The sequence below is a fragment of the Pseudarthrobacter sp. CC4 genome (genome assembly GCF_048957775.1).
Lineage (GTDB): Bacteria > Actinomycetota > Actinomycetes > Actinomycetales > Micrococcaceae > Arthrobacter.
In genome coordinates this window covers 85,416-105,856 of record NZ_JARCCZ010000005.1, presented here as the reverse complement: position 1 = coordinate 105,856, position 20,441 = coordinate 85,416, and the positions used below count along the sequence as shown (strand labels likewise).

General features: G+C 67.4%; 18 protein-coding genes. 7 read left to right on the top strand and 11 right to left on the bottom strand.

Annotated elements, in window-relative coordinates; genetic code table 11:
* Positions 1-3: 3 nt before the first annotated feature.
* The gene (locus tag PV768_RS05920; protein ID WP_157241268.1) at positions 4-747 is read right to left on the bottom strand and encodes a metal ABC transporter ATP-binding protein; all 744 of its coding nucleotides are present in this window, start codon (positions 745-747) and stop codon (positions 4-6) included.
* Positions 744-1,718 (bottom strand): metal ABC transporter substrate-binding protein, encoded by a 975-nt coding sequence (locus PV768_RS05915; RefSeq protein ID WP_421092519.1) that lies wholly within the window; start codon positions 1,716-1,718, stop codon positions 744-746. The genes PV768_RS05920 and PV768_RS05915 overlap by 4 nt, the downstream gene beginning before the upstream one ends.
* A gap of 147 nt (positions 1,719-1,865) precedes the next feature.
* Between PV768_RS05915 and PV768_RS05910 the strand changes: the two genes are divergently transcribed.
* The 5 genes from PV768_RS05910 (at position 1,866) to PV768_RS05890 (ending at position 6,241) form a co-directional block, all read left to right on the top strand.
* On the top strand, positions 1,866-2,627 hold the full coding sequence (locus tag PV768_RS05910) for a CPBP family intramembrane glutamic endopeptidase (protein WP_157241264.1): 762 nt from the start codon (positions 1,866-1,868) through the stop codon (positions 2,625-2,627).
* Between the two features lie 40 nt (positions 2,628-2,667).
* Positions 2,668-3,108: a VOC family protein gene (locus PV768_RS05905; protein ID WP_421092518.1), complete on the top strand. Its 441-nt coding sequence runs from the start codon at positions 2,668-2,670 to the stop codon at positions 3,106-3,108.
* Between the two features lie 22 nt (positions 3,109-3,130).
* Positions 3,131-4,099 (top strand): 1,4-dihydroxy-2-naphthoyl-CoA synthase, encoded by a 969-nt coding sequence (locus PV768_RS05900; RefSeq protein WP_321214327.1) that lies wholly within the window; start codon positions 3,131-3,133, stop codon positions 4,097-4,099.
* Positions 4,100-4,112: 13 nt separating this feature from the next.
* A complete protein-coding gene (locus tag PV768_RS05895) occupies positions 4,113-5,291 on the top strand; it encodes an AMP-binding protein (protein ID WP_421092517.1) in 1,179 nt (392 codons plus the stop codon).
* A 68-nt stretch (positions 5,292-5,359) separates the two neighbouring features.
* Positions 5,360-6,241 (top strand): 1,4-dihydroxy-2-naphthoate polyprenyltransferase, encoded by an 882-nt coding sequence (locus PV768_RS05890; protein ID WP_104998946.1) that lies wholly within the window; start codon positions 5,360-5,362, stop codon positions 6,239-6,241.
* Between the two features lie 2 nt (positions 6,242-6,243).
* Here PV768_RS05890 and PV768_RS05885 read toward each other — a convergent pair whose 3' ends face one another.
* Positions 6,244-6,555, bottom strand: coding sequence for a DUF4229 domain-containing protein (locus PV768_RS05885; protein ID WP_321214329.1), 312 nt, complete (start codon positions 6,553-6,555; stop codon positions 6,244-6,246).
* 62 nt (positions 6,556-6,617) lie between these two features.
* On the opposite strand from PV768_RS05885, the gene PV768_RS05880 reads away from it, so the two are divergent.
* The gene (locus tag PV768_RS05880) at positions 6,618-7,010 is read left to right on the top strand and encodes a PLD nuclease N-terminal domain-containing protein (RefSeq protein WP_157241258.1); all 393 of its coding nucleotides are present in this window, start codon (positions 6,618-6,620) and stop codon (positions 7,008-7,010) included.
* Positions 7,011-7,022: 12 nt separating this feature from the next.
* Positions 7,023-7,631 (top strand): hypothetical protein, encoded by a 609-nt coding sequence (locus PV768_RS05875; protein WP_321214330.1) that lies wholly within the window; start codon positions 7,023-7,025, stop codon positions 7,629-7,631.
* On the opposite strand, the gene PV768_RS05870 is transcribed toward PV768_RS05875, so the two are convergent.
* The 8 genes from PV768_RS05870 to PV768_RS05835 form a co-directional block, all read right to left on the bottom strand.
* Positions 7,620-9,149, bottom strand: a complete 1,530-nt coding sequence (locus PV768_RS05870) for a dynamin family protein (protein WP_421092516.1) — start codon at positions 9,147-9,149, stop codon at positions 7,620-7,622. The two genes, PV768_RS05875 and PV768_RS05870, sit on opposite strands and share 12 nt — an antisense overlap.
* Positions 9,146-11,092 carry a dynamin family protein gene (locus tag PV768_RS05865; protein WP_370460586.1) on the bottom strand — a complete coding sequence of 649 codons (1,947 nt, stop codon included), beginning with the start codon at positions 11,090-11,092 and terminating at the stop codon, positions 9,146-9,148. Before PV768_RS05865 ends, PV768_RS05870 begins: the two co-directional genes overlap by 4 nt.
* Positions 11,093-11,201: 109 nt before the next feature.
* A complete protein-coding gene (locus PV768_RS05860) occupies positions 11,202-12,320 on the bottom strand; it encodes an IniB N-terminal domain-containing protein (protein ID WP_157241254.1) in 1,119 nt (372 codons plus the stop codon).
* Between the two features lie 164 nt (positions 12,321-12,484).
* Complete coding sequence (locus tag PV768_RS05855) at positions 12,485-14,548, bottom strand: LuxR C-terminal-related transcriptional regulator (RefSeq protein ID WP_421092515.1); 2,064 nt, start codon at positions 14,546-14,548, stop codon at positions 12,485-12,487.
* Between the two features lie 2 nt (positions 14,549-14,550).
* Positions 14,551-16,638, bottom strand: a complete 2,088-nt coding sequence (locus tag PV768_RS05850) for an Hsp70 family protein (protein WP_421092514.1) — start codon at positions 16,636-16,638, stop codon at positions 14,551-14,553.
* 155 nt (positions 16,639-16,793) lie between these two features.
* The gene (gene ccsB / locus PV768_RS05845) at positions 16,794-17,897 is read right to left on the bottom strand and encodes a c-type cytochrome biogenesis protein CcsB (RefSeq protein ID WP_421092513.1); all 1,104 of its coding nucleotides are present in this window, start codon (positions 17,895-17,897) and stop codon (positions 16,794-16,796) included.
* Positions 17,897-19,672, bottom strand: a complete 1,776-nt coding sequence (gene resB / locus PV768_RS05840; RefSeq protein WP_323056751.1) for a cytochrome c biogenesis protein ResB — start codon at positions 19,670-19,672, stop codon at positions 17,897-17,899. Before resB ends, ccsB begins: the two co-directional genes overlap by 1 nt.
* The gene (locus PV768_RS05835; RefSeq protein WP_321214338.1) at positions 19,672-20,427 is read right to left on the bottom strand and encodes a cytochrome c biogenesis CcdA family protein; all 756 of its coding nucleotides are present in this window, start codon (positions 20,425-20,427) and stop codon (positions 19,672-19,674) included. The genes resB and PV768_RS05835 overlap by 1 nt, the downstream gene beginning before the upstream one ends.
* Between the last annotated feature and the right edge of the window lie 14 nt (positions 20,428-20,441).

The following is a 20,441-nucleotide window of genomic DNA, read 5'->3' as shown; positions in this document are numbered from 1 at the left end:
GGGTCAGCTCCGCCCTTCCCGGTTGAGCACGTCCAGGCCGAACGCCATGGCCAGGTTTTCGGGCTGCAGCACCACCTGCGGCGGGCCGTGCATGAGGACCCGGTGCATCAGCAGCACGGCTTCGTCGCAGAGCTGCGGGAGCGCGTGCAGGTCGTGGGTGGAGACCAGGATGGTGCAGCCGTCCGCGGCGAGCTCGCGCAGGAGCCTGGTGATGGTGGCTTCCGACCTCTTGTCCACGCCGGCGAATGGTTCGTCCAGCAGCATGGTGGTGGCACCCTGCGCTATCCCGCGGGCAACAAAGGCACGCTTCTTCTGCCCGCCGGAGAGTTGGCCGATCTGCCGCCCGGCGTACTCCCCCAGTTCCACCCGGTCCAGTGCCTCGTCCACGGCAGCCCGGTCGGCCTTCGATGCCCGGCGGGTGAAGCCCTGGTGGCCGTAGCGGCCCATCATCACCACGTCGCGCACGGACAGCGGGAACTGCCAGTCCACTTCCTCGCTTTGCGGCACGTAGCCGATGCCCCCTTCCCTGCGCGCCTTGGAAGGTGGCTCTCCTCCGATCCGCACCGTGCCGGCGTCGGGCTTAATCATGCCCATGATCACCTTGAACAGCGTGGACTTCCCGGAGCCGTTCATGCCCACCAGGCCGCAGATCCGCGCCGGGTCAAGGGACAGCGACGCCGAGTCGAGTGCCAGGACTTCGCCGTAGTGGACGGTGACGTTGTCCACCTGGATGGCCGGGGAGGTCATTGCCCCACCCCTGCTGTGAGTGCTTTGGTGATGATGTCGGCGTCGTGCCTGATCAGGTCCAGGTAGGTGGGGACGGGCCCGTCCGCTTCGGAAAGGGAGTCCACGTACAGGGTGCCGCCGAACCGTGCGCCCGTGGCTTCCACCACCTGCTGCATGGGGGCGTTGGAAACCGTGGATTCGCAGAAGACGGCCGGGACTTTGTTGGCCTTCACGTACTCGATGGCACGGGTGATCTGCTGGGGCGTGGCCTGCTGTTCGGCGTTCACGGCCCAGATGTACACCTCCTTGAGCCCGGTGTCGCGGGCCAGGTAGGAGAACGCGCCTTCGCAGGTCACCAGGGCCCGCTGGGCTTCCGGAACCGCGGCAAGGCTGGTGGTCATCTGGTCCTGCACGGCCTGGAGTTCGGCTTTGTAGGCCTCCCCGTTGGCTTTGAAGGCAGCGGCGTTGCCGGGGTCAAGGTCGCTGAAGGCCCGCACCATGTTGTCCACGTAGGCCTGGACGTTCACCGGTGACATCCAGGCGTGCGGGTTGGGCTTGCCCTGGTAGGAGTCCTCGCTGATGGGCATCGGCTCAACGCCCTCGCTCACCACGGCGTGGGGCACGTCCAGCCCGTCCACGAACTGCGCGAACCAGGCTTCCAGGTTCAGGCCGTTGTCCAGGATGAGGTCGGCCTTGGAGGCTTTCCGGATGTCGCCGGGAGTGGGTTCGTAGCCGTGGATTTCCGCGCCGGCCTTTGTGATGGATTCCACGGTGAGCTTGTCCCCCGCGACGTTCCGGGCGATATCCGCCAGCACCGTGAACGTGGTCAGCACCACGGGCTTGCTGTCCCCGTTCCCCGAAGCCCCGCCGCCGCAGGCGGTCAGCACAAGGGAAAGCACGACGGCGGCAGCGGCCGCCGCCCTGAAGCGCACGGTCCTGCGGGCACCGGTCGGGGCAGCTTCTTTGGCGCACCGAAACGTAAATTTAGGCATACCGAATATTCTAGGGGACGCGCGTTTCCCCCAGCAACGCAGCCGGCCCACCTCCCCCCGTTCCCGCCCAACTAGGTAGCGCTAAGTGTCGTTTTGGAGCCCCAGAACGACACTTAGCGCTACCTAGTTGGGGGATAGGCTGAAGCCATGGCGACCGCCCACCGAATACCCCCTGCTCCGCAGCCGCAGCTGTACCGCTTCTCGCCGTTGGACGGGGCAACCCTGATTGTGTACGTGGCCATCGCCGGGTTCTTCGCCGTGGCGGGGGAACTCCTGGCCCCGTTCCTGCGGCAGGTTGCTCCTTCCCCGGCGGCGGCTTCCTACGCGGCGAACCTGCTTTTTTACGCCACGGTGGGCATCCTGGCGCTCCTGGCGGCCCGGAAGGTGGTGGGCCGCGACCTGAAGGTCCTCGCCACGCGTCCGTGGTTCACGCTCATGATGGTGCCCGCCGCGGTGATTGCCATGCTGATCCTGACCGCCATCGTGGTGGCCGCCGGCGGCGAGGCACAGACGTCAGAGAACCAGGCGGGCCTGCAGGAACTGATGCAGCAGGTGCCGGCCTGGCTCATGGTTCCGCTGGTGGTAGTGGTGGGACCGTTCGTGGAGGAGTACATCTTCCGCCACCTGCTCATAGGCAAGCTGAGCCGGCGGGTGAACATCTGGATCTGCTGCGCCGTTTCGGTGGTCCTGTTCGCCGCCATGCACATCGTGGGCCGGGAAGCCATCACCCTGGCTGCCCTGCTCCCCTACCTGGCCATGGGCGCCACCCTGGTCTTCGTGTACGTCTGGACAGGGAAGAACCTGATGTTTTCCTACTTCGTCCATGCTGCGAAGAACCTGCTGGCCGTGGTGTTCATCTATGCCATCCCGCCGGAGGTCTTCGAACAGCTCCAGCAGGTGCAGCCGTAGGCCCTACCGCGGCCCCATCGACTCCCCGTACCTTGGTGGGATGGGACTGAACATCCAGATCGTCGTCGATTGCAGCAAGCCGCACGAGCTCGCGGACTGGTGGGCTGAAACCCTGCAGTGGTCCGTGGAGCCCCAGGACGCCGCGTTCATCCGCTCCATGATCGAGCAGGGCTTCGCCACGGAGGACCAGACCATGACGCACCGGGGCAACTTGGTCTGGCGTGAGGGCTGCGCCATCCGGCCGCCGGATGAACTGGAGTCCAAACAACCCGCAAGGCGTGTCCTCTTCCAGACGGCACCCGAGGGGAAAACCGTGAAGAACCGCGTGCACTGGGACGTGAACCTGGCCGGCCGGGACAAGGATGAGGTCCGCCGGGAGCTTGAGGCCAGGGGCGCCACTTTCCTCTGGACCGCCAGCCAGGGTCCGCACTCCTGGCACACCATGGCAGATCCGGAAGGCAACGAGTTCTGCATCAGCTAAGACCGATTACTAGACTTGGACAGTGAGCAAACAGATTCCCGCCCAAGTGTCAGACGTCTTCGACCCCATCCGCTGGCGGACCGTGGCCGGTTTCGAGGACTTCCAGGACATGACGTACCACCGGCAGGTGGAAAGGGATTCCGACGGCGGGTGGGTGCGTGACCTGCCCGCGGTGCGGATCGCCTTCAACCGGCCGGAAGTGCGGAACGCGTTCCGGCCCGGCACTGTCGACGAGCTCTACCGTGCCATGGACCACGCCCGCATGACCCCGGACGTTGCCACCGTGCTGCTCACCGGCAACGGCCCCTCCCCCAAGGACGGCGGCCACTCCTTCTGCTCCGGCGGGGACCAGCGGATCAGGGGCCGGGACGGCTATCGGTACGTAGTACAAGACACAGCAGACGGCGAGTCGCAGGAAACCATCGACCCCGCCCGCGCCGGCAGGCTGCACATCCTGGAAGTCCAGCGGCTGATGCGGACCATGCCGAAGGTGGTCATCGCCGTCGTCAACGGCTGGGCGGCCGGCGGCGGGCACTCGCTGCACGTCGTGGCGGACCTGACCATCGCCTCCCGCCAGCACGGCAAGTTCAAGCAGACGGATGCCACCGTGGGCAGCTTCGACGCCGGCTACGGCTCCGCCCTGCTCGCACGGCAGATCGGGCAGAAGGCAGCGCGCGAGATCTTCTTCCTGGCCCGCGAATATTCCGCCGGGGACATGGTGCGGATGGGTGCGGTGAACGAGGCCGTGGACCACGAACGCCTGGAAGAGGTTGCCTTGGAGTACGCAGCTGATATTGCCCGGCAGTCGCCGCAGGCCATCCGCATGCTCAAGTTCGCCTTCAACCTTGCCGACGACGGCCTGGCCGGCCAGCAGGTGTTCGCCGGCGAGGCCACGCGGCTGGCGTACATGACGGACGAGGCGGTGGAGGGCAAGGAAGCCTTCCTGCAAAAACGCGAACCCGACTGGTCCTCCTTCCCGTACTACTTCTAGCCAGGAGCGGCATATGAACAGCGGCCCACTCAATGTAGAGCCCGCCCTCAAGGCCCTCGCGGCCGCCCTCCACGGCGAGGGCCCCGCCGTCGAACTCTCCGTCGGGAGCGACGGCGCCCTGCTGGTGGGACATGTGGAAACTCCCGGCTGCGATGACGCGGTGGCCGTGGTGCGCACGTCCGGCTCCACCGGCGCCCCCAAGGCGACGGTGTTGACGGTGGAATCTCTGGCTGCCTCCTCCATGGCTACGGCTCTGGCGCTCAAGGGCGAAGGCCAGTGGCTCCTGGCCCTTCCGGTGGAGTACGTGGCGGGCATCCAGGTCCTGGTCCGTTCCCTGTTCGCCGGCACCCGCCCGTGGGTCATGGACATGTCCCGGGGTTTCACGCCCGAAGCCTTCACCGAGGCTGCCCTGGAACTGACGGACAGGATCAGGTTCACCTCCCTCGTTCCCACCCAGCTCCAGCGCCTCCTCGACGAACCGTCTCCGGAAACCCTGGCCGTGCTCCGCCGCTTCAACGCCGTCCTGCTGGGCGGCGCCCCGGCCCCCGCCTCACTGCTGGCCGCCGCCCGCGACGCCGGCGTCCGGGTCATCACCACCTACGGCTCCGCCGAGACGTCCGGCGGGTGCGTCTACGACGGCTTCCCCCTGGAGGGAGTGTCCCTCCGGGTTGAGGGGGACGGCCGGATCCTGCTCGGCGGTGACACCATCGCTGCGGGGTACCTTGAGGCCCCTGAAAGCACCGAGACGTTCTTCGAGGAGGACGGCGTGCGCTGGTACCGCACCAGCGACCTGGGCCGCATCGGCGAGGACGGCCGCCTGACCGTCCTGGGCCGCGCGGACGACGTGATCATCACCGGGGGGATGAAGGTTTCCGCGGCGCACGTCCAGGACGAGCTGGTGAAGTCCGACGGCGTCGCGGCGGCTTTCGTGGCGGGCGTGCCCTCCGCGGAATGGGGCCAGGCCGTGGCCGCCTACGTGGCGCTGGCAGAGTCCGCACGGGGCGCCGAAGCCGACGACGCCCTGCGCAGCCGGGACCACGCCGTCGTCCTTCAGCAGGAATGGCGCCGGACATTGGGGATCCTGGCACCCAAAACGGTCCTGGCCGCATCGTCGCTGCCGCTGCTGCCGAACGGCAAACCGGACCGGCTGGCCATGACAGCCGAACTGAATGCCCTCCACGAGGGAAAGTAAAGTAGACCTGCACCATCCGGCAGGCCCCCCTCCTGCCGCCCTCCCCAACCACACACGAGGTACTGACCGTGGCTACAGCCGCACAATGGATCCAAGGCGCCCGACTCCGGACGCTGCCCGCCGCGATTGCGCCGGTGCTGATCGGCTCCGCCGCCGCCTACGAGATGGATTCGTTCCTCCTGTTCAACGCCATCCTCGCGGCGCTCGTGGCACTCCTGCTGCAGGTGGGCGTGAACTTCGCCAACGACTACTCGGACGGCATCCGCGGCACCGACGATGACCGGGTGGGCCCGCTGCGGCTTGTGGGATCAGGGGCGGCAAGCCCGGAGCACGTCAAGCGGGCCGCCTTCGGCGCGTTCGCCGCAGCCATGGTCTTCGGGCTGGTCCTGGTGGTGATCACCCAGAGCTGGTGGCTCATCCTGGTGGGACTGGGCTGCGTCATGGCCGCCTGGGGTTACACCGGAGGCAAGAACCCCTACGGCTACATGGGCCTGGGCGATGTTTTCGTGTTTGTGTTCTTCGGACTGGTGGCAACCCTGGGCACCACCTACACCCAGGCCGGGCAGATCAACCTGCCCTCCATCATCGGCGCGATCGGCACCGGCCTCATCGCCACCGCCCTGCTCATGGCCAACAACGTCCGGGACATTCCCACGGACATGCAGGCCGGCAAGAAGACCCTGGCGGTCCGGCTGGGCGACAAGCACGCCCGGGAAAGCTATGTGCTGATGCTGGCCGTGGCCATCCTGCTGGTGGTCATCCTGGCTCCCGGCCGGCCGTGGATGCTGATTGTGCTGCTGCTGATTCCGGCCTGCCTGATGCCGGCATGGCTGATGATCAACGGCCGCAAGCGCAAGAGCCTGATCCCGGTCCTGAAGCAGACCGGCCTGATCAACCTCGGCTACAGCCTGCTGTTCTCACTGGGCCTGGTCCTCAGCCACGGGTTCTAGCCCTAAGCGCGCTTGCGGTCCTTGGCGTCGTTGCTGATGGCCACGTCCGGGTTGGCGTCCAGGAGGGCGTCCTCGGCGCGGGCGTCCTGGACCTCGCCGGCCGAACGCAGCGGTTTGGCCTTGCCGGAGAAACGGTGCTGCAGTGCTGCCGCTGCTTCGTCCCGCTGCTTCTGGAAGAACAGGTAGCTCACGGCGAAGGCAATCAGGGCCGCGCAGATGACGGACATCAGGGCACCCAGGCCCAGGAAGGTGAAAAGCACGAACAGGGGTGCGAACAGCGCCAGGCGGATCAGGGAATATTTCAAAAAGGCCACTATTCAAGTTTAGCCGCCTCCCGCCCACGGCCCCTGCGCCTCCTGACGATAGACTTAATGGCATGCTCCTCCGTGTGGTTTTGGCCGTCGCAGTCCTCGCCATCTTCGTGTACGGGCTCGTCGACGTGATCCGCACCGACGCGCGCCTCACCCGCGGGATCTCCAAACCTGCCTGGATCGTGGTCATGATCGTCCTGCCGGTGATCGGGGCGGTCCTCTGGCTCCTGATCGGCCGGCCGCGCGGCGCTCCCCCGCAGCGCCAGAACTACAGCCACCCCACCGCCCCGGACGACGATCCGGACTTCCTCCGCAACCTGGAGGTGCGCCGCCGGCAGGAAGCCGAGGCCGCACGCCTGAAGAAGCTCAAGGATGAGCTGGACGCCAAGGCAAAGACCGACGACGGCGGGAAAGACAAGCACGAGACCGACGAACACGACACCGACGGACTGAAGTAGGGGACCAGTCTGATGGCCCGCGACGCTGACGGAGAAGACCGGCTGCGGAACCCTGCCGGTGCAGCCTCGCCGCCAGACGGGCCACCCCGCACACAGCCCGCGCCGCCTCCGCGGCCCGGGCTGTCCTATTCGTCCCCGGCACCGATCGTGGTGGTCCCGCCGGCACCGGGGAGCGTCCGGGTGGCCAGGAACCTCTGGCTGTTCAGCTTCGTGGCCGGGTTGGCGGTCCTGGTGGGCTCCTTCCTTACCCGGGACTCCCACTTGGAACGGCTGCGAAGCGTGGTGCAGGAAACGGCTCCCGGCGGCGACGAGACCGCCATAACCACGGCCACCGCCATCGTCTTTTGGGGAAGCATCGGTGCGCTGCTGCTGGTAATGCTCCTCGAGGCGGCAATGCTCGGCGTGGTGGCAGGCCGGCAGGGCTGGGCCCGGTTGGCACTGGTCCCGCTGCTGGCGGGGCACGTGCTGGTCATGGTGGTGACGGCCACGTTCCTGGTGCCCCCGGGCGACGCCGGCAGCTATGTGGCCATCCTCTGGGGCATCGAGATCCTGCTGGCATTCATCGGGCTCGTCCTGTTCTTCTTCCCGTCCGCTGCCGCCTGGCTCAGGTCAGGCCGGTAACGGTTTGGCCTGGCGCGACGAGTGTTGGGCGAGCTGACGCTGGAATTCGCGCACTGAACATTCCGCCACGATGCCTTCGCAGCTGCGGATCACCACCCGGCAGGCGTCCTGGGCCGCCCGGTCCGTCAGCGGGTTCTCCGCCAGTGCACGCCAGCGGGACAGCAAACGCCGTGCCTCGTCAGCCAACTGTTCGGGGGTGGCATCCGGGCCCAGCCCGAGCCGTACATGGGAGGCAGCACCCAGGCCCCCGATGAGTGCCTCTGCTTCGGCGGCAAACTCGGGGTTCAGTCCGACGCCGGTGGTCCGCAGCGTCGACAACAGCCGCAGTTCCCGGAACTCATGGGCGTTGGCCTGCAGCTTCTCCAAGGCCTCGGCGAGGTGCTCGGTCCCCTTGCGGGGAGAAGCGCGGAGCAGGGCTTCCACCCCCGCCAAGGCTGTCCGGGCCTTCAACGCATCTGCCCGTGCCTGGAACTGCCGGCCCACCGTCTCCAGCAGCGGGTCCAGGCCGCTGCGCCGGGCAAGCTCGTGGGCCAGTGGCGTTGGCTGGTCGAATCCATTCCGGAGCAGGACCACCGCCAGGCGGATGCCAAAAAGGCCGTATCTCTCCAGCAGCGAGGCCCGGGCCTCAGCCGTCATGCCTTCCGGATCCGTTGCGCGGAGGAACCGGTCCGCCGAGAGCATCATCCTTTCCCTGGCCGCGCGGTCCATGCCGGCCAGCAGTTCAAGCGCGCGGAAGTCCGGCTGGCGCATGGTCCGGGCACTTTGCGCCAGGAGGCCGGCAACGGGTACCACACCCAGCGCCAGCTTCCTCAGGTTGTGGTCGCGACGGTACCTTTCGGCGATGTCTCCGGCGGACAGGAGGGAATCGATCCGTCCTGCGCCCACCTCGTCGGCCCGGGACAGGACGGCAATGGCATTCACGGTGCCTGAGCGGCCCACGGCGGTGTCGGCAAAGGATTCCAGGAACCTTAGGTCCGAGGCGTGCATGTGCCGCATCAGGTAGATGATGGCATCAGCCTCCGACGGGGTATCCGAGGGGGTCAGGAAGCTGGTGGACCGTGCAGATATGTCCCCCGAGAGCGAGGCTATGCCGGGGGTATCGATCAGCGTCATGTCTTTCAGGCCCGGCGCGGGCCACTGGACGTCCAGGCGCTCCACGTCCTCCGCCCGCACGTCCCCCAAGACGAACACCAGCCGCCCGTCCACGCGTTTGAGGGGCAGGCTCCTGGGTTCGCCCTGCACCGGGTATAGCGTGATGCGGGGCGTGTGCCCGTGCCGGTACCACGTGATGATCCGGGTGCATTCGCCGGTATCCGTGGGAGCTATCTCTTCCCCGATAATCGCGTTCAGCAGCGTGGACTTTCCGGCTTTCACCATTCCGGCGATGGCGATCCGCAGGGGCTCGGACAGCCTGCGCCCATAGCCCTTGAGCGCGTCGGAGGCAGCAGGATCATCCCCGTACACTTCCAGGGCGGCGGCAACCAGCTCCTTGGCACCGGCCATCGTAGGGTTCTTCATCCCACGGCCGCCACGGTTGAAGCCCCCGCCGGCCGGCCGGCTGAAGGCCGGGCAGTGTCCTGGCCTCCGCCCGCCTGGCGGGGCGTTGCCGCAGATACCTCTGCGGCAACAGCTGCGGCGGCGCGGGACACCGCGTCAACCTTCTTAAGCTCCGCCTTGATCTCCCGGATGCGGGCGTCCTTTTCGAGGGCGTATGTGGTGGCTGCCTGTTGCGCTGCCGCTACAGAGTCCGTCAGCGAACGGTGGTGCTCGTCCGCGATCTCCGTGAAGTGGTCACGGATGGAGCGCTGAACCAGCCGCAGCCGGTCCTTCAGCTGCTTGCCTACCTGGAACGTGACATCGTCCAGCTGGCGCCGTACCAGCGCCTTGGCTTCGGCCTGCCGGCGCTTGAGCCGCGCTTCCTGGTCTTCCCGGAATGCCTTGCGTCCCAGCAACAGCCCGGCCCCCACGGAGAGGGGATTGATCAAAGCCATCCCAAAGATCCCCGTCAGGAGGCCAAACATCAGCACACCGCCGTAGGATCCGCGCATGCCGATCAGGACCTTCTGCACCGGCTTGATGCGTCCGTCGTCGAGCGTTGGCATTTCGTCCACGGGGTCCAGGGCATCCCCGGTGTCGGAGACGCGGAACACCGGCAGGGTGACTTCATCGGCAGCGAAGTGTTCTGCCACCTGCGCCGCCAGCCACTGGGCCCGTTCACTGGTCCATACGAACGTGTCCGAAATGGCGGCCGCCGCGCATTCCTCGAGCCACTTGGAGAACTGCGGCCACGTGGGTCCCGGGTCGCCCTGGTCTATGGCTGTCTCGGCTTCCCGCTGGATCCGCCGCAGCCGGTCCCGGAGGTCGTATTCCATGTCCGCGATCAGGTCGCTGATGCCGTCGTTGAGGGTGACCTGCCACCGCGCGGAGCGTTTCCGCAGGTCGTCCGCCTCGGCCTTGGCCAGCTCCAGCCCCGCGATCATCTGGGGCGTACCCTGCGGGTTCTCGAGGGCTTCAAGCTCGGACTGCAGCGAGAGCCGCAGGTTTTCCGTAACTGACAGCAGGTCCTGGCTCACCGAACGCCGCTGGAGGCGCTGCGCCTTGCCCAGGATCTCGTTCCGGAGGTGCGTGATCAGCCCCGGGAAGCCGGATTCGGCGTTTAGCTCGGCATCCTGGAGCCGGGAAGCCTCCAGGCGCAGGTCGGAGGAGACGGGGTAGAGCGGGATGTCCGGCGCAACCTGGGCCAGGTGGGCCCGGTCCAGCTCCTCGACGCGACGCCATTCCGGGTAGAGGTCGGTCTTGGACAGGACCCCCACCACACTGGGGGTGATCCGCATGGCCTGCCGGAGGAAGCGCAGTTCCGGTTCGGTGTATTCCTGCGAGGCGTCGCTGACCAGCAGCATGGCATCCGCTGTGGGCAGTGCGGTGAGGGTGGTCAGGGTGTGTGAGGATCCCATGCCGCCAACGCCCGGGGAGTCGATAACGGTGAGTCCGCCGGTCAGTATCCTGCGGGGAAGGCAGACCTCGGCGGCCACAAGTTTCTTGCTGTTGCCAGGGTTGCCGCGTTCTGAAACGAAGGCGGCAAGTTCGGCAATGTTGACTGGCTGCCGCTCCACGTTGGATTCGTCCGGGGCGTCCGTGCCGTCTTTTGGCACCAGGATGCTCGCCGAGGCGGGATCGCCGTAGCGGACCACCGTGGGGACGGAGGTGGCGATGTCGTCATCCACCGGGCACACAGGGGCATTAACCAGGGCATTGATGAGCTTGCTCTTGCCTTGCTTGAATTCGCCGACGACGATCACCCGGATGCTCGGGTCCTTCAGCCTTGCCAGGGTTTGGTGCAGGCGTTTGCGGAGATCCGCCCTGTCCCCCGTGCCCACCAGCTGAAGGCCTTGCTCCACCAGCTTGATGAGCTGCCCCGCGCTTGCCGGCGTTGGCTGTCCTGCCGTTCCTGCTTCTGCCACGGTCTGTCCTTTGCCTCAATTCTCGGAAATGGAACGGGGGGTGAGCCCCGAAAAGCCCGGCAGGAGGGAGAAACCTCCTGCCGGGCACTTCCGCTGCCCCCGGGGCCGCCTAGCCGGCGACTGAATCGTCTATGGCCGTGTTGACCTCGATGTCTTCCACGTACACGTCGGTGTTGGTGGAGTTGTCCTCGGTGTGGGTCATCTCGGTCTCGGAGTTGTCCTGGAACGAGTCCTCGATCGCAACCTCGGTGGTGTTGGTCTCCGCGGTGGAGTTGTCCTGGAACGAGTCCTCGATCGCAACCTCGGTGGTGTTGGTCTCCGTGGTGGAGTTGTCGTTGAACGAATCCTCCAGTGCGACGTCCACGTCGGTGTTGGTGGAGCTGTCTTCGTTGAAGGAATCTTCAATGGCAACGTCCGTGGAGTTGTCCGTGTTGTCCACGCTGTTGTCCGAGTTGTCCGAGTTGTCGGAGTTGTCGTTGAAGGAATCCTCGACGGCGACATCCATATCGTGGTTCACGGAGTTGTCCGAGTTGTCGTTGAACGAATCAGCCACGTCAACATCCAGGTCTGTGTTGAAGGAGTCGTCGATGTCCGTCTTCTCGTTGCCGATGTTGACGTCGCCGCCGGCGTGGACCGAGTTGTCCGTGGAGTTGTCCGCGGAATTGTCCGTGTTGTTGGAATCGCTGATGTTGTTGGAGTCCCGGACGTATGCGTCGTCGCCGGCTGCGACGGAGCGGTCCCCCGAGGCGATGACGGAGTCATTGTCGAACCACTGCTCAACGTCGCCCTCGGCCCAGATGTTCTGGTTGACGGACTGGTCAACGATGTTGTCCCGGTCATCCACCGTTGAGGTGTAGGAGTAATTGTTCACCACGTGGTGGAGCTGCTGGACCGCGTGGGCGTGGTCATCGTGGTCGTGGTGTCCGCCGCCGCTTCCGCCACCTGCAGGAGGAGTGTGTCCGGTGCCGCCCGCGCCCCCGCCGCCGCCGCCGATGTGGCCGGTCCAGGACGTGTTGCCGCCGGTGTTGTACTCGCGGTCGAACCGGGAGGTGGTGACTGGTGCGTAGTCCAGGACTACCGGCATTGCGGCATCCACATCTGCGGAGCAGACTTCACCGAAGCCGTGGTCTTCCAGAACCTTCTCGGGATTGTCCAGGAAGTCCTGTGCGGCCTGGCGGTTGCCGAAGAGGTGCATCAGGAACTGGACGAGGTCGTTTGCGAGCGTCATTTGATTTGTCCTCAATCTTCTCTGAGTTGCGGATCGCTCGGCGTCGTAACCGGGCTTGCATCAAACGTATGGTTCGGGCCAAGGACCGGGCATCGGGCCGATTCCCCCTACCGGATGGCTTTCCGCCGGGGAATCGGGCCCCGTGCCGTTAGGGCGTTAGGGGGTTATTCCTGCATAGGGTCCTCGGGGCCCAAGGCTAGGCGGAGCCGGGCCAGCAGGTCGGAGCGGTTTTCAGCGCCAAGGCGGCGGCGCATCCTGGCGATGTGGTGTTCAGCGGTCCGCGGGGAGATGTAGATGGCCTCGCCGATCTCGCGGTACGTCTTGCCCTCGAGCACCAGGCGGGCCACTTCCTTTTCCCTTTCGCTCAGCCCCGGACCGTCCGGCTGCAGGCTGCCGGCCGCCTCAGCGGCGGCAGGGGTGCTGCGGGCCGCGGGGCCGGATGAGCCGTTGACTGCCGGGCTCACCTGGGGATGCAGGTCCCTGGCACAGGACAGCAGCCGCACCATGTCCTTACGCTCCTCTGCCCGCGCCGCTGCATGCCCGGCCAGCCTGGCGCCCTCCCAGGGCATGCCCACCCTGCCCAGGCCCCGGGCAGCGGCCTCCACATCAGCGGGCGTCATCCTCCCGGCCAGGACCGACACCCAGGCTTTGCCCGCTGCGGCAAGCACCGCGGCGAGGTGGCTGTCACGCGCCGCCCGTGCCAGCGCCGCCGCATGGGGCGCGAGGCCCGCGGGGTCTTCGCTCAGCAACGCTGCTTGGACCGCCGCCCAGTGGAAGGGAACGGCCCACAGCGGCGGATCGCCCAGCCGGTCAAGAAGCTGCCACGCTTCGGTGAGGTAGTGCGCCACCCGCCGGGTCTCCCTGAGGCGGGCGGCCGTGATCATGAGCTCGCCCCATGGCAGGAGGCTGTAGAGGTCCACGGACGTGTGCAGCATGGCTTCCCGGGCCCGCTCCCACGCCATGATGAGTTCCGGCACGTCGCCGTTCCGCCTGGCCAGGCCAACTTCCAGGGCTGCGCGCAGGAACTCGTCCCTGGGCACGAGCGGCCAGTGGTTCGCTTTGGAGGCCTCGTTGATCGCGAGCCGGGCATCCTCGAGTTTGTCCTGCTGCATGGCAGACCACGCCTGAAGCAGGAAAAGCCTGGGCTTCGCGGCATTGCCGCCCTGGCCGGCAGCGGTGGCAGACCGGCACACGGTTTCCGCCAGCCGCGGCTCTCCGCTGTGCAGTGCCAGGAGGGCAGCCATTGCGGCCGGCGTCTCCGGAAGGGGAAGCGCCGCGTTTGCCGCATTGAACATGTCCGAGGCATGGATCAGCACAGGGAGTGCCTGCTGCGGGTCCGCGCTTACTGATCCGTAGATGCCCTTCCCTGTCTCGACCAGCGTGGCAGCCAGGAGGGTGGGAGAAGCGGGCGGCGCGGCCGGCTGGAAAAGTGCTTCCGCGCCGGCCCGGTTGCCGCACCCGATCATGGCCACTGCCGCGAGGGGGGCTGATGGTCCAATCCGGCTGGCACCCAGCCAGCTGTACACGTCCGCTGCCCGCGCCAGCATGCCTCTCTGGGCCCAGACTGCTGCGGCCACGTCCACGCCCCGGCGCACGTCCGGCGGATCGTCGCACACGAGCAGCGAGTCGATGATCCGCGTAGCTGCGTCCAGGTCGCCGTTCGCTGCTGCGGCCTGCGCGCGGCGGGCGGCGGTCGCTGCTTCGTCGGCCCCTGCCAGCAGGGCTTCCCCATAGAGTTGGGACGCCAGCGCAGGATCATGGTCAAGAGCCTTGTCGGCCGCATGCTCCAGTTCAGCCGCCACGCGGGAATCTGCCAGGCCTCCGCGCGCCAGTTCGCGGGCGACGTCGCCGAGGGGCACGCCGTCCCTGGCGTACACCGTAACGAGCTCGCGCTGAAGCGCATGGACCTTGGCGGCGGGGACGACGGCAAGCAGGGCTTGCTGCGCCGGCCCCGCCACGGTCCCGTCTGCCGTCAGGAGTCCTGCAGCTTCTGCCCGTTCCACAAGGGCGCCAAGGCTTTGCACGTCGCCAGTGTCAAGTCTGCGCTGCAGGTCCGCTGGCAGTGGTCCAGGCAGGACGAAGCCGACGGAAAGGGCCAGCAGCAATTCACGCATGGCAGCGTTCTCGCCTTTGAGCTGCCGGGCCATCTGTTCTGCGGCACCGGGCTCCTGCACGTGGTGGTTCAGCTCGGGCAACAGGGTCACCGGCCGGATCTCATTCCCGGTCATGCTCAAGCCGCCGGTTCAGCGGCCGTGGCCGGATCGGTGGCCGGAGCGGCCTCCGTGGCCGTGGCCGGATCGGTGGCCGGAGCGGACTCCGTGGCCGTGGACGCGGTGGGTTCGGGCGCGGAAGGCGGCGGCTCCTCGGTTGCCGGCGGCGTGGGCTCCTCCGTCACCGGGGGCGGAGGCTCCTCAGTAGCTGGCGGGGGCTCCTCGGTCACTGGCGGAGGCTCCTCGGTCGCGGGCGGCTCCTCAGTCGTCGGCGGCGGGTCCACGGGGACAGGGCTCCCCGTTCCCGTCTCAACCGGCACTGGTTCGCTTGTACCCGGCGCAGGATCAACCGTTCCGGCAGGGACAGTGGGTGTGCCGACGGGCTCCGTAACTCCGCCGGCACCGGTTCCGGCGGAGTCAGCTGTACCGGTACCGGTGTCAAGAGCGCCCGTTCCGCCGGAGTCCGCGGCAGCCTGCTCCGCGGCGGCGCTGGACGTCGGCCTGCTGGTGGGTGAGGCGGCCACGTCCAGGCCCGCGCCGCCCGGGGCGGAGTCCTTCGTGCTGGCACTGGCTTCGATGCCCCTCGCAGGTTCCTGCGCTTCCGCACCGGCACCGGCCGCTGCCGCCCCGCCGACTCCTCCGCCGCCGCCCGAGCCGCCTAAGGAAGAACCCTTCTCGGGGGCGGCGTCCGCCTTGGGGGTGAAGATGGATGTCAGGCTGCTGAGGCCCTCGGGGCTCTGGGCAGCGGTAGCCGAAAGGACCGTGAACGCGGCCGCAGCTGCCGCGATGGCGGTCAGCCGAACCGTAGGTTTCGGCGCATGGGCGCCGCCCCGGTGTCCGTGCTGGCCATGCCCGGCACCCTGGGCTGCGATTCCAGCCATCGCGCCTGCCGCCGTCGTGCTCTTCCGCGACCAGCTCGCCAGCCGTCCGGGCGCGTAACCCGGTGCGGCCGCATCACGGGCCGCGGCGGCACGGCCGGCTTCCGCCGCAGCGGCAGCCTGCGCCGCAACCTCGGCGGCGGCTGCCTCGCGCGCCAGGACAGCCGCGGCGGCAGCACCGAGGCAAATGGAGGACTTGGGATCAGCGTCGACGGCGATGGGCCGGTCCAGCTGTTCGGAGATCACCTGCGCAACCAGGGGGATCCTCGATGATCCGCCAATGAGCAGCACGGCGGAAAGGTCCGCCGGTTCCAGCCTCAGGCTGGCCAGGGACTGTTCCAGCGCGTCCACCGTGTCCCGGATGGGCTCGTTGATCAGTGCCTCGAATTCGGAACGGACCAGGCGCACCTGCTGGTGGAATCCCGGCAGCAGGACGGAGATGCTGGCTTCGCTGTCCGCGGAGAGCGCCTCCTTGGCTTCCACGCATTCGCGCTGCAGCCTCGCCAGCGCAGCGCGGGCCCCGGGATCGGAGGTATCGAGGCTGGAGAGGACGCCGCCGGTGTTACTGGCCACGTAGCGCAGGACCGCCGCATCAAAGTCGGCTCCCCCAAGGTTTTCGATGCCTTCCGGGCGGCCCAGCAGCTCAAACCGGTTGTTGCCGGCCTTCCGTAGGACGGCCGTGTCGAAGGTTCCGCCGCCAAGGTCGTAGACGGCAATGGTGCTTCCCTCTTCCACGCGCACCTGGGAGGCGTAATGCAGGGCTGCGGCCTCCGGTTCCGTCACCAGGGCAACGTTCTGCAGGCTCCTGGCGGCCAGGGCTTCCCTGAGGAGCGAGGTGCGGTGGCTCCCCCAGGCGGCCGGGTGGGTCAGGATGATCTCCGACGGCGGCGCCCCCTCGCGTTCCTCCGCGCGGTCGGCCACCCAGCGGGCCATGGTGGCGAAGACGTCCTCGGCGGGCAGGGAGAGCGTGCCCACGGAGATCGGCACGGCGTCGCCCATCCGGCGCTTGAATTCCCGTACCACCCGGCCCGGGGAATCAAGCCCGCGGCGTTCCGCGGCTTCCCCCACCAGGACGGGGCCTTCCTCCGGGTAAAACAGCACAGAGGGTACTGAGGTTCCGCGGATTCCCAGCGGGAGGCACTCAGGAGAAGAGGAGGTACCGTGATCGAAGCGTGCAACGGCAGCAGCGGTGAAGCTGGTCCCGACATCGATGGCGAGAACGTAGCTCATGGGGTACCTCAGGGAATACTGTCGTTTCGCCTGCAAGCTTCATCACTGGCGAACGTCACCAAGGTAGCATTACGGCCGGACCGGGAACACCCCCATTGCTAAAACGAATTGTTATTTCCCTGCCCGGCGCCTTGGCCTCCGGAAGAAACCCCTGCTCAGAGCCCTGAATAGGAGTGGAGGCCGTTGAAGAATTGGTTCACGATGGTGAAATTGAAGATGACGCAAAGGTAGCCCACGATCGACAGCCAGGCAGCCCGCGTGCCCGTCCACCCGCGCGTTGCGCGCGCGTGGAGGTAGCCTGCGTAGACCACCCAGATGACGAAGGTCCACACCTCCTTGGTGTCCCAGCCCCAGAACCGTCCCCACGCCTTCTCGGCCCAGATGGCGCCGAACATGAGGGTGAAGGTCCAGCCGATGAAAGCGATGGCATTGATGCGGTAGGACAGGTTCTCCAGGCTCAGCGCGGACGGCACCAGGCGCATGAAGCCGAGCTTGTCAGCGCCACCGGCAGCCACCGATTTCTGCCGGTGCGATTGGACCAGCTGGAGCGCGGACATGGCGAACGTCAGGGTGAACAGCGCAGAGGACAGTACGGCGATGGACACGTGGATGATCAGCCAGTAGCTCTGCAGGGCGGGAACCAGGTGGCCCACCGGGGTCCAGTAGGCCACGGACGCGGCCACCAGCATGATGATGGCCAGGCCCACCACGAAGGTACCCAGGAAGCGGAGGTCGCGGCGGACCAGGACCAGCAGGAAAACCGCCACCGCCACGAAGGCGCCGGTGGTGAGGAATTCGTACATGTTGCCCCAGGGCACGCGTCCCGCACCCAGCGCCCGGGTCACGACACCGGCACCATGGATCAGTGCGCCGAGGACGGTCAGGGCCACGGCTACCCGGGCGGGGGCGCGGCGTTCAGCGGCGTACCGCATGTCAGCGTCGGCGGTGGCCACGCCTCCGGCCCCTGCCCCTGCGGTCCTGGCAGTGGACGACGACGGCCGCTCGGCCCTGCCGGCAGGTCCGGCCAGGTGCGTTTCAGCGCGCTCCCCCGCCCCGGCCGCCACCGGAACCTTGGCTGCCTCCCGGGTGTGGCCGTCGAGGCCGGCCTGCGCAGCCTTCAGGTCGATGGTGCGCAGGGCCTTGCTGCTCTTGGCCAGGTCCCAGGCGAAGGCGATGAAGGCCACCGTGTATGTGCCGGCCGCCAGGAGCATGAACAGCTCGCTGTACTGGCCCATGGTTTCGTTGATTCCAAACGGCATTACTGGTCCTTTTCGGGCCCTGGGGGGCCGGCTGGGGTGGTGGCTGGGCCTGCGGTTGCGGCAGCGCCGGCGCTATTCTCGCGCACGCTGCTGGGTGTTTGCTGGGAATCCCCCGGCTGTGCAGTGTCCGGCCCGGGGTCCAGCTGCCACTCACCGCCGAGCAGTTGACGGAGGGCGGCGGCTTCGGCAGCAAGCCGGTGGTCCTCGCCGCGGGCCAGGAGTCCGTACTCAACCATGGTGCGGCCGTCCTCGTGGGTGCCCGTGCGGATCCACACCCGGCGGCGGTTGACGTAAAGCGAGAGGATCAGTCCGGCCACGGCCAGGAGCGCAAACACCAGGGCGTAGGCCTGCCCGGGGTTGTGGTGGATGTCCACGCCGATGTAGCGCTTGACGCCGTCGAAGCTGATGGTGCCTTTACCGTCCGGCAGCGTGTAGCTGGTCCCGGGGGCCAGGGTAATGCCGCCGGCGTCCAGGTTCCGTGCGTTCAGCGGTGTGAGGTCCTTGACGTCCAGTTCGAAGACGTTCTGCGGAGCCCCGTCATCCAGGCCGAGATCCCCGTAGTAGGAGTTGAGCGTCAGCTGCGGGTTGAACAGTTCCGGGTCCCCGCTGAAGGAGACCCCCTCGTTGGAGACGAAGGCGGTGGGCAGGAAGAAGCCCGCGAACCCCAGCTGGTCTGGCTTGGCGTCGGGAACCTTGATCACCACGGAGGAGTAGTAGTTGTCCCCCTGCAGCTTGGCCACCACGGGTCCCTGCATGGCCACGTTGCCGGCGCCGTCCCGGATGGTCACCACGGGAGCGTAGCCGTTGCCGGTCAGGTAGATGCTGGTGCCACCGAGGGTGATGGGATCGTTGACCTTCAGGGTTTCCTGGCGCGCGGGTGCGTCCGGGTTTTCCTTGGTGGTGACGGCGGCGGAGAAATCGATGGGCTGGCCGAACTTGCCCCGGGATTCGCGGTCGAAGGTGATGTCGAACTTGTCCAGCTGGATGGAGTAGGGCTGCAGCTGGCTGGACTGGAAGTTGGTGCCGGGGTTGAACTGGTCATAGCCCACCAGGGTGTTCACGAAGGTGTCGCCCTCCACCAGGATGCGCTGGCCGCTGTAGCCGAACAGGCCGCCAGCGGCCACGGACACCAGCACGCCAATGAGGGAAGTGTGGAAGACAAGGTTTCCCACTTCCTTCAGGAAGCCGCGCTCGGCGCCCAAAGACGGCCGCGCGCCGTCGTCGTCCCTCACTTCAACGCGGTAGCCGCGCTTCCTCAGCAGCCCGGCGGCACTGTGGATGGCCGCGGGCGCCGGAATCCCGGCGTCGGCCGGTATGACCAGGGTGCCGTACTCGGGAAGGCGGGACAGGCGTTTGGGGGTCCGCGGCGGCTGGGACCGCATGGCCCTGTAGTGGGCAATGGCGCGGGGCACCACGCAGCCGATCAGCGAGATGAACAGCAGCAGGTAGATGGCCGAGAACCAGGCCGAAGAGTAGACGTCGTACAGCTGCAGGGTGTCCAGCAGCTTTCCGTAGTCCGGGTTGTCCTTGATGTACTGGGTGACGACGGCGGGATTGGCCGGGCGCTGCGGGAACAGCGAGCCCGGCACGGCCGCGACGGCCAGGAGCAGCAGCAGGAAAAGCGCCGTGCGCATGCTGGTCAGCTGGGTCCACGCCCAGCGCAGCATCTCTTTGGGGCCCAGGGCCGGCAGCGCGGCGTCCGCCTTGGAACCTGGCGCACCGGCGCCAGTGACCGGGGCGGAAGATTTCTTGTCTACGTTCACGCGCTCGCTCATCAGATCGGCAACTTCACATCGGTTTGGAACCAGTACTGGAGTTCGGTCACCCAGGCGCCCCAGACGCCGCTGGCCATCAGCAGGCCCAGCACCACCAGGATGCCCCCGCCGGTGCGCTGGATGGCCAGGCGGTGCTTGCGGAAGAACGCCATCACACCCATGCCGCGGCGGAGTGCCAAAGCGATCAGCAGGAAGGGAATGCCCAGGCCCAGGCTGTAGACAAAGGCCAGGAAGGCGCCCTTGGCGGCGGAGGAGCCGCCGGAGAGGCTCAGCAGCTGGACGGCGGAGTAGGTGGGGCCGATGCACGGCGCCCAGCCCAGCCCGAAGGTCAGGCCCAACAGCGGCGCGCCCCAGAGCCCGGCCGGCGGCTTGGCGTGGATCTTGGCGTCGCGCTGCAGCCAGCTGAAGCCGCCCATGAACACCACGCCCATGACGATCACCAGGATGCCCAGGAGCTGGGTGATCCAGGCATTCTGCGTGCCAGTGATGAGGGTTCCCAGCTGGCCGAAGGCACCGCCCAGCAGGACGAAGATCACGGAGAAGCCGAGCACGAACAGTCCAATGCCCAGCAGCATCCGGCCGCGCTTCTGCTTTTCCAGGTCCACGCCGCTCAGCCCGGTGACGTAACCCAGGTACCCGGGAACCAGGGGCAGGACGCAGGGCGAGAGGAAGGAAACCAGTCCGGCCAGCAGTGCCACGGGAATGGCAAGGAGGAGCGAGCCGTTCAGGATGGCTTCGGCGAAGGGGCTGTTCACGGTCCGGGCCGCCG

Coding starts and splice junctions, on each gene's coding strand:
- PV768_RS05860 (WP_157241254.1), bottom strand. CDS start 12,320: ATGACGCTCGCAAACGACCTCGTCCAGTTCCTGATGCACCTCTTCGGC.
- PV768_RS05920 (WP_157241268.1), bottom strand. CDS start 747: ATGACCTCCCCGGCCATCCAGGTGGACAACGTCACCGTCCACTACGGC.
- ccsB (WP_421092513.1), bottom strand. CDS start 17,897: ATGCCGTTTGGAATCAACGAAACCATGGGCCAGTACAGCGAGCTGTTC.
- PV768_RS05875 (WP_321214330.1), top strand. CDS start 7,023: ATGGCCCGCGACGCTGACGGAGAAGACCGGCTGCGGAACCCTGCCGGT.
- PV768_RS05870 (WP_421092516.1), bottom strand. CDS start 9,149: ATGAAGAACCCTACGATGGCCGGTGCCAAGGAGCTGGTTGCCGCCGCC.
- PV768_RS05880 (WP_157241258.1), top strand. CDS start 6,618: ATGCTCCTCCGTGTGGTTTTGGCCGTCGCAGTCCTCGCCATCTTCGTG.
- PV768_RS05850 (WP_421092514.1), bottom strand. CDS start 16,638: ATGAGCTACGTTCTCGCCATCGATGTCGGGACCAGCTTCACCGCTGCT.
- PV768_RS05855 (WP_421092515.1), bottom strand. CDS start 14,548: ATGACCGGGAATGAGATCCGGCCGGTGACCCTGTTGCCCGAGCTGAAC.
- PV768_RS05910 (WP_157241264.1), top strand. CDS start 1,866: ATGGCGACCGCCCACCGAATACCCCCTGCTCCGCAGCCGCAGCTGTAC.
- PV768_RS05915 (WP_421092519.1), bottom strand. CDS start 1,718: ATGCCTAAATTTACGTTTCGGTGCGCCAAAGAAGCTGCCCCGACCGGT.
- resB (WP_323056751.1), bottom strand. CDS start 19,672: ATGAGCGAGCGCGTGAACGTAGACAAGAAATCTTCCGCCCCGGTCACT.
- PV768_RS05895 (WP_421092517.1), top strand. CDS start 4,113: ATGAACAGCGGCCCACTCAATGTAGAGCCCGCCCTCAAGGCCCTCGCG.
- PV768_RS05905 (WP_421092518.1), top strand. CDS start 2,668: ATGGGACTGAACATCCAGATCGTCGTCGATTGCAGCAAGCCGCACGAG.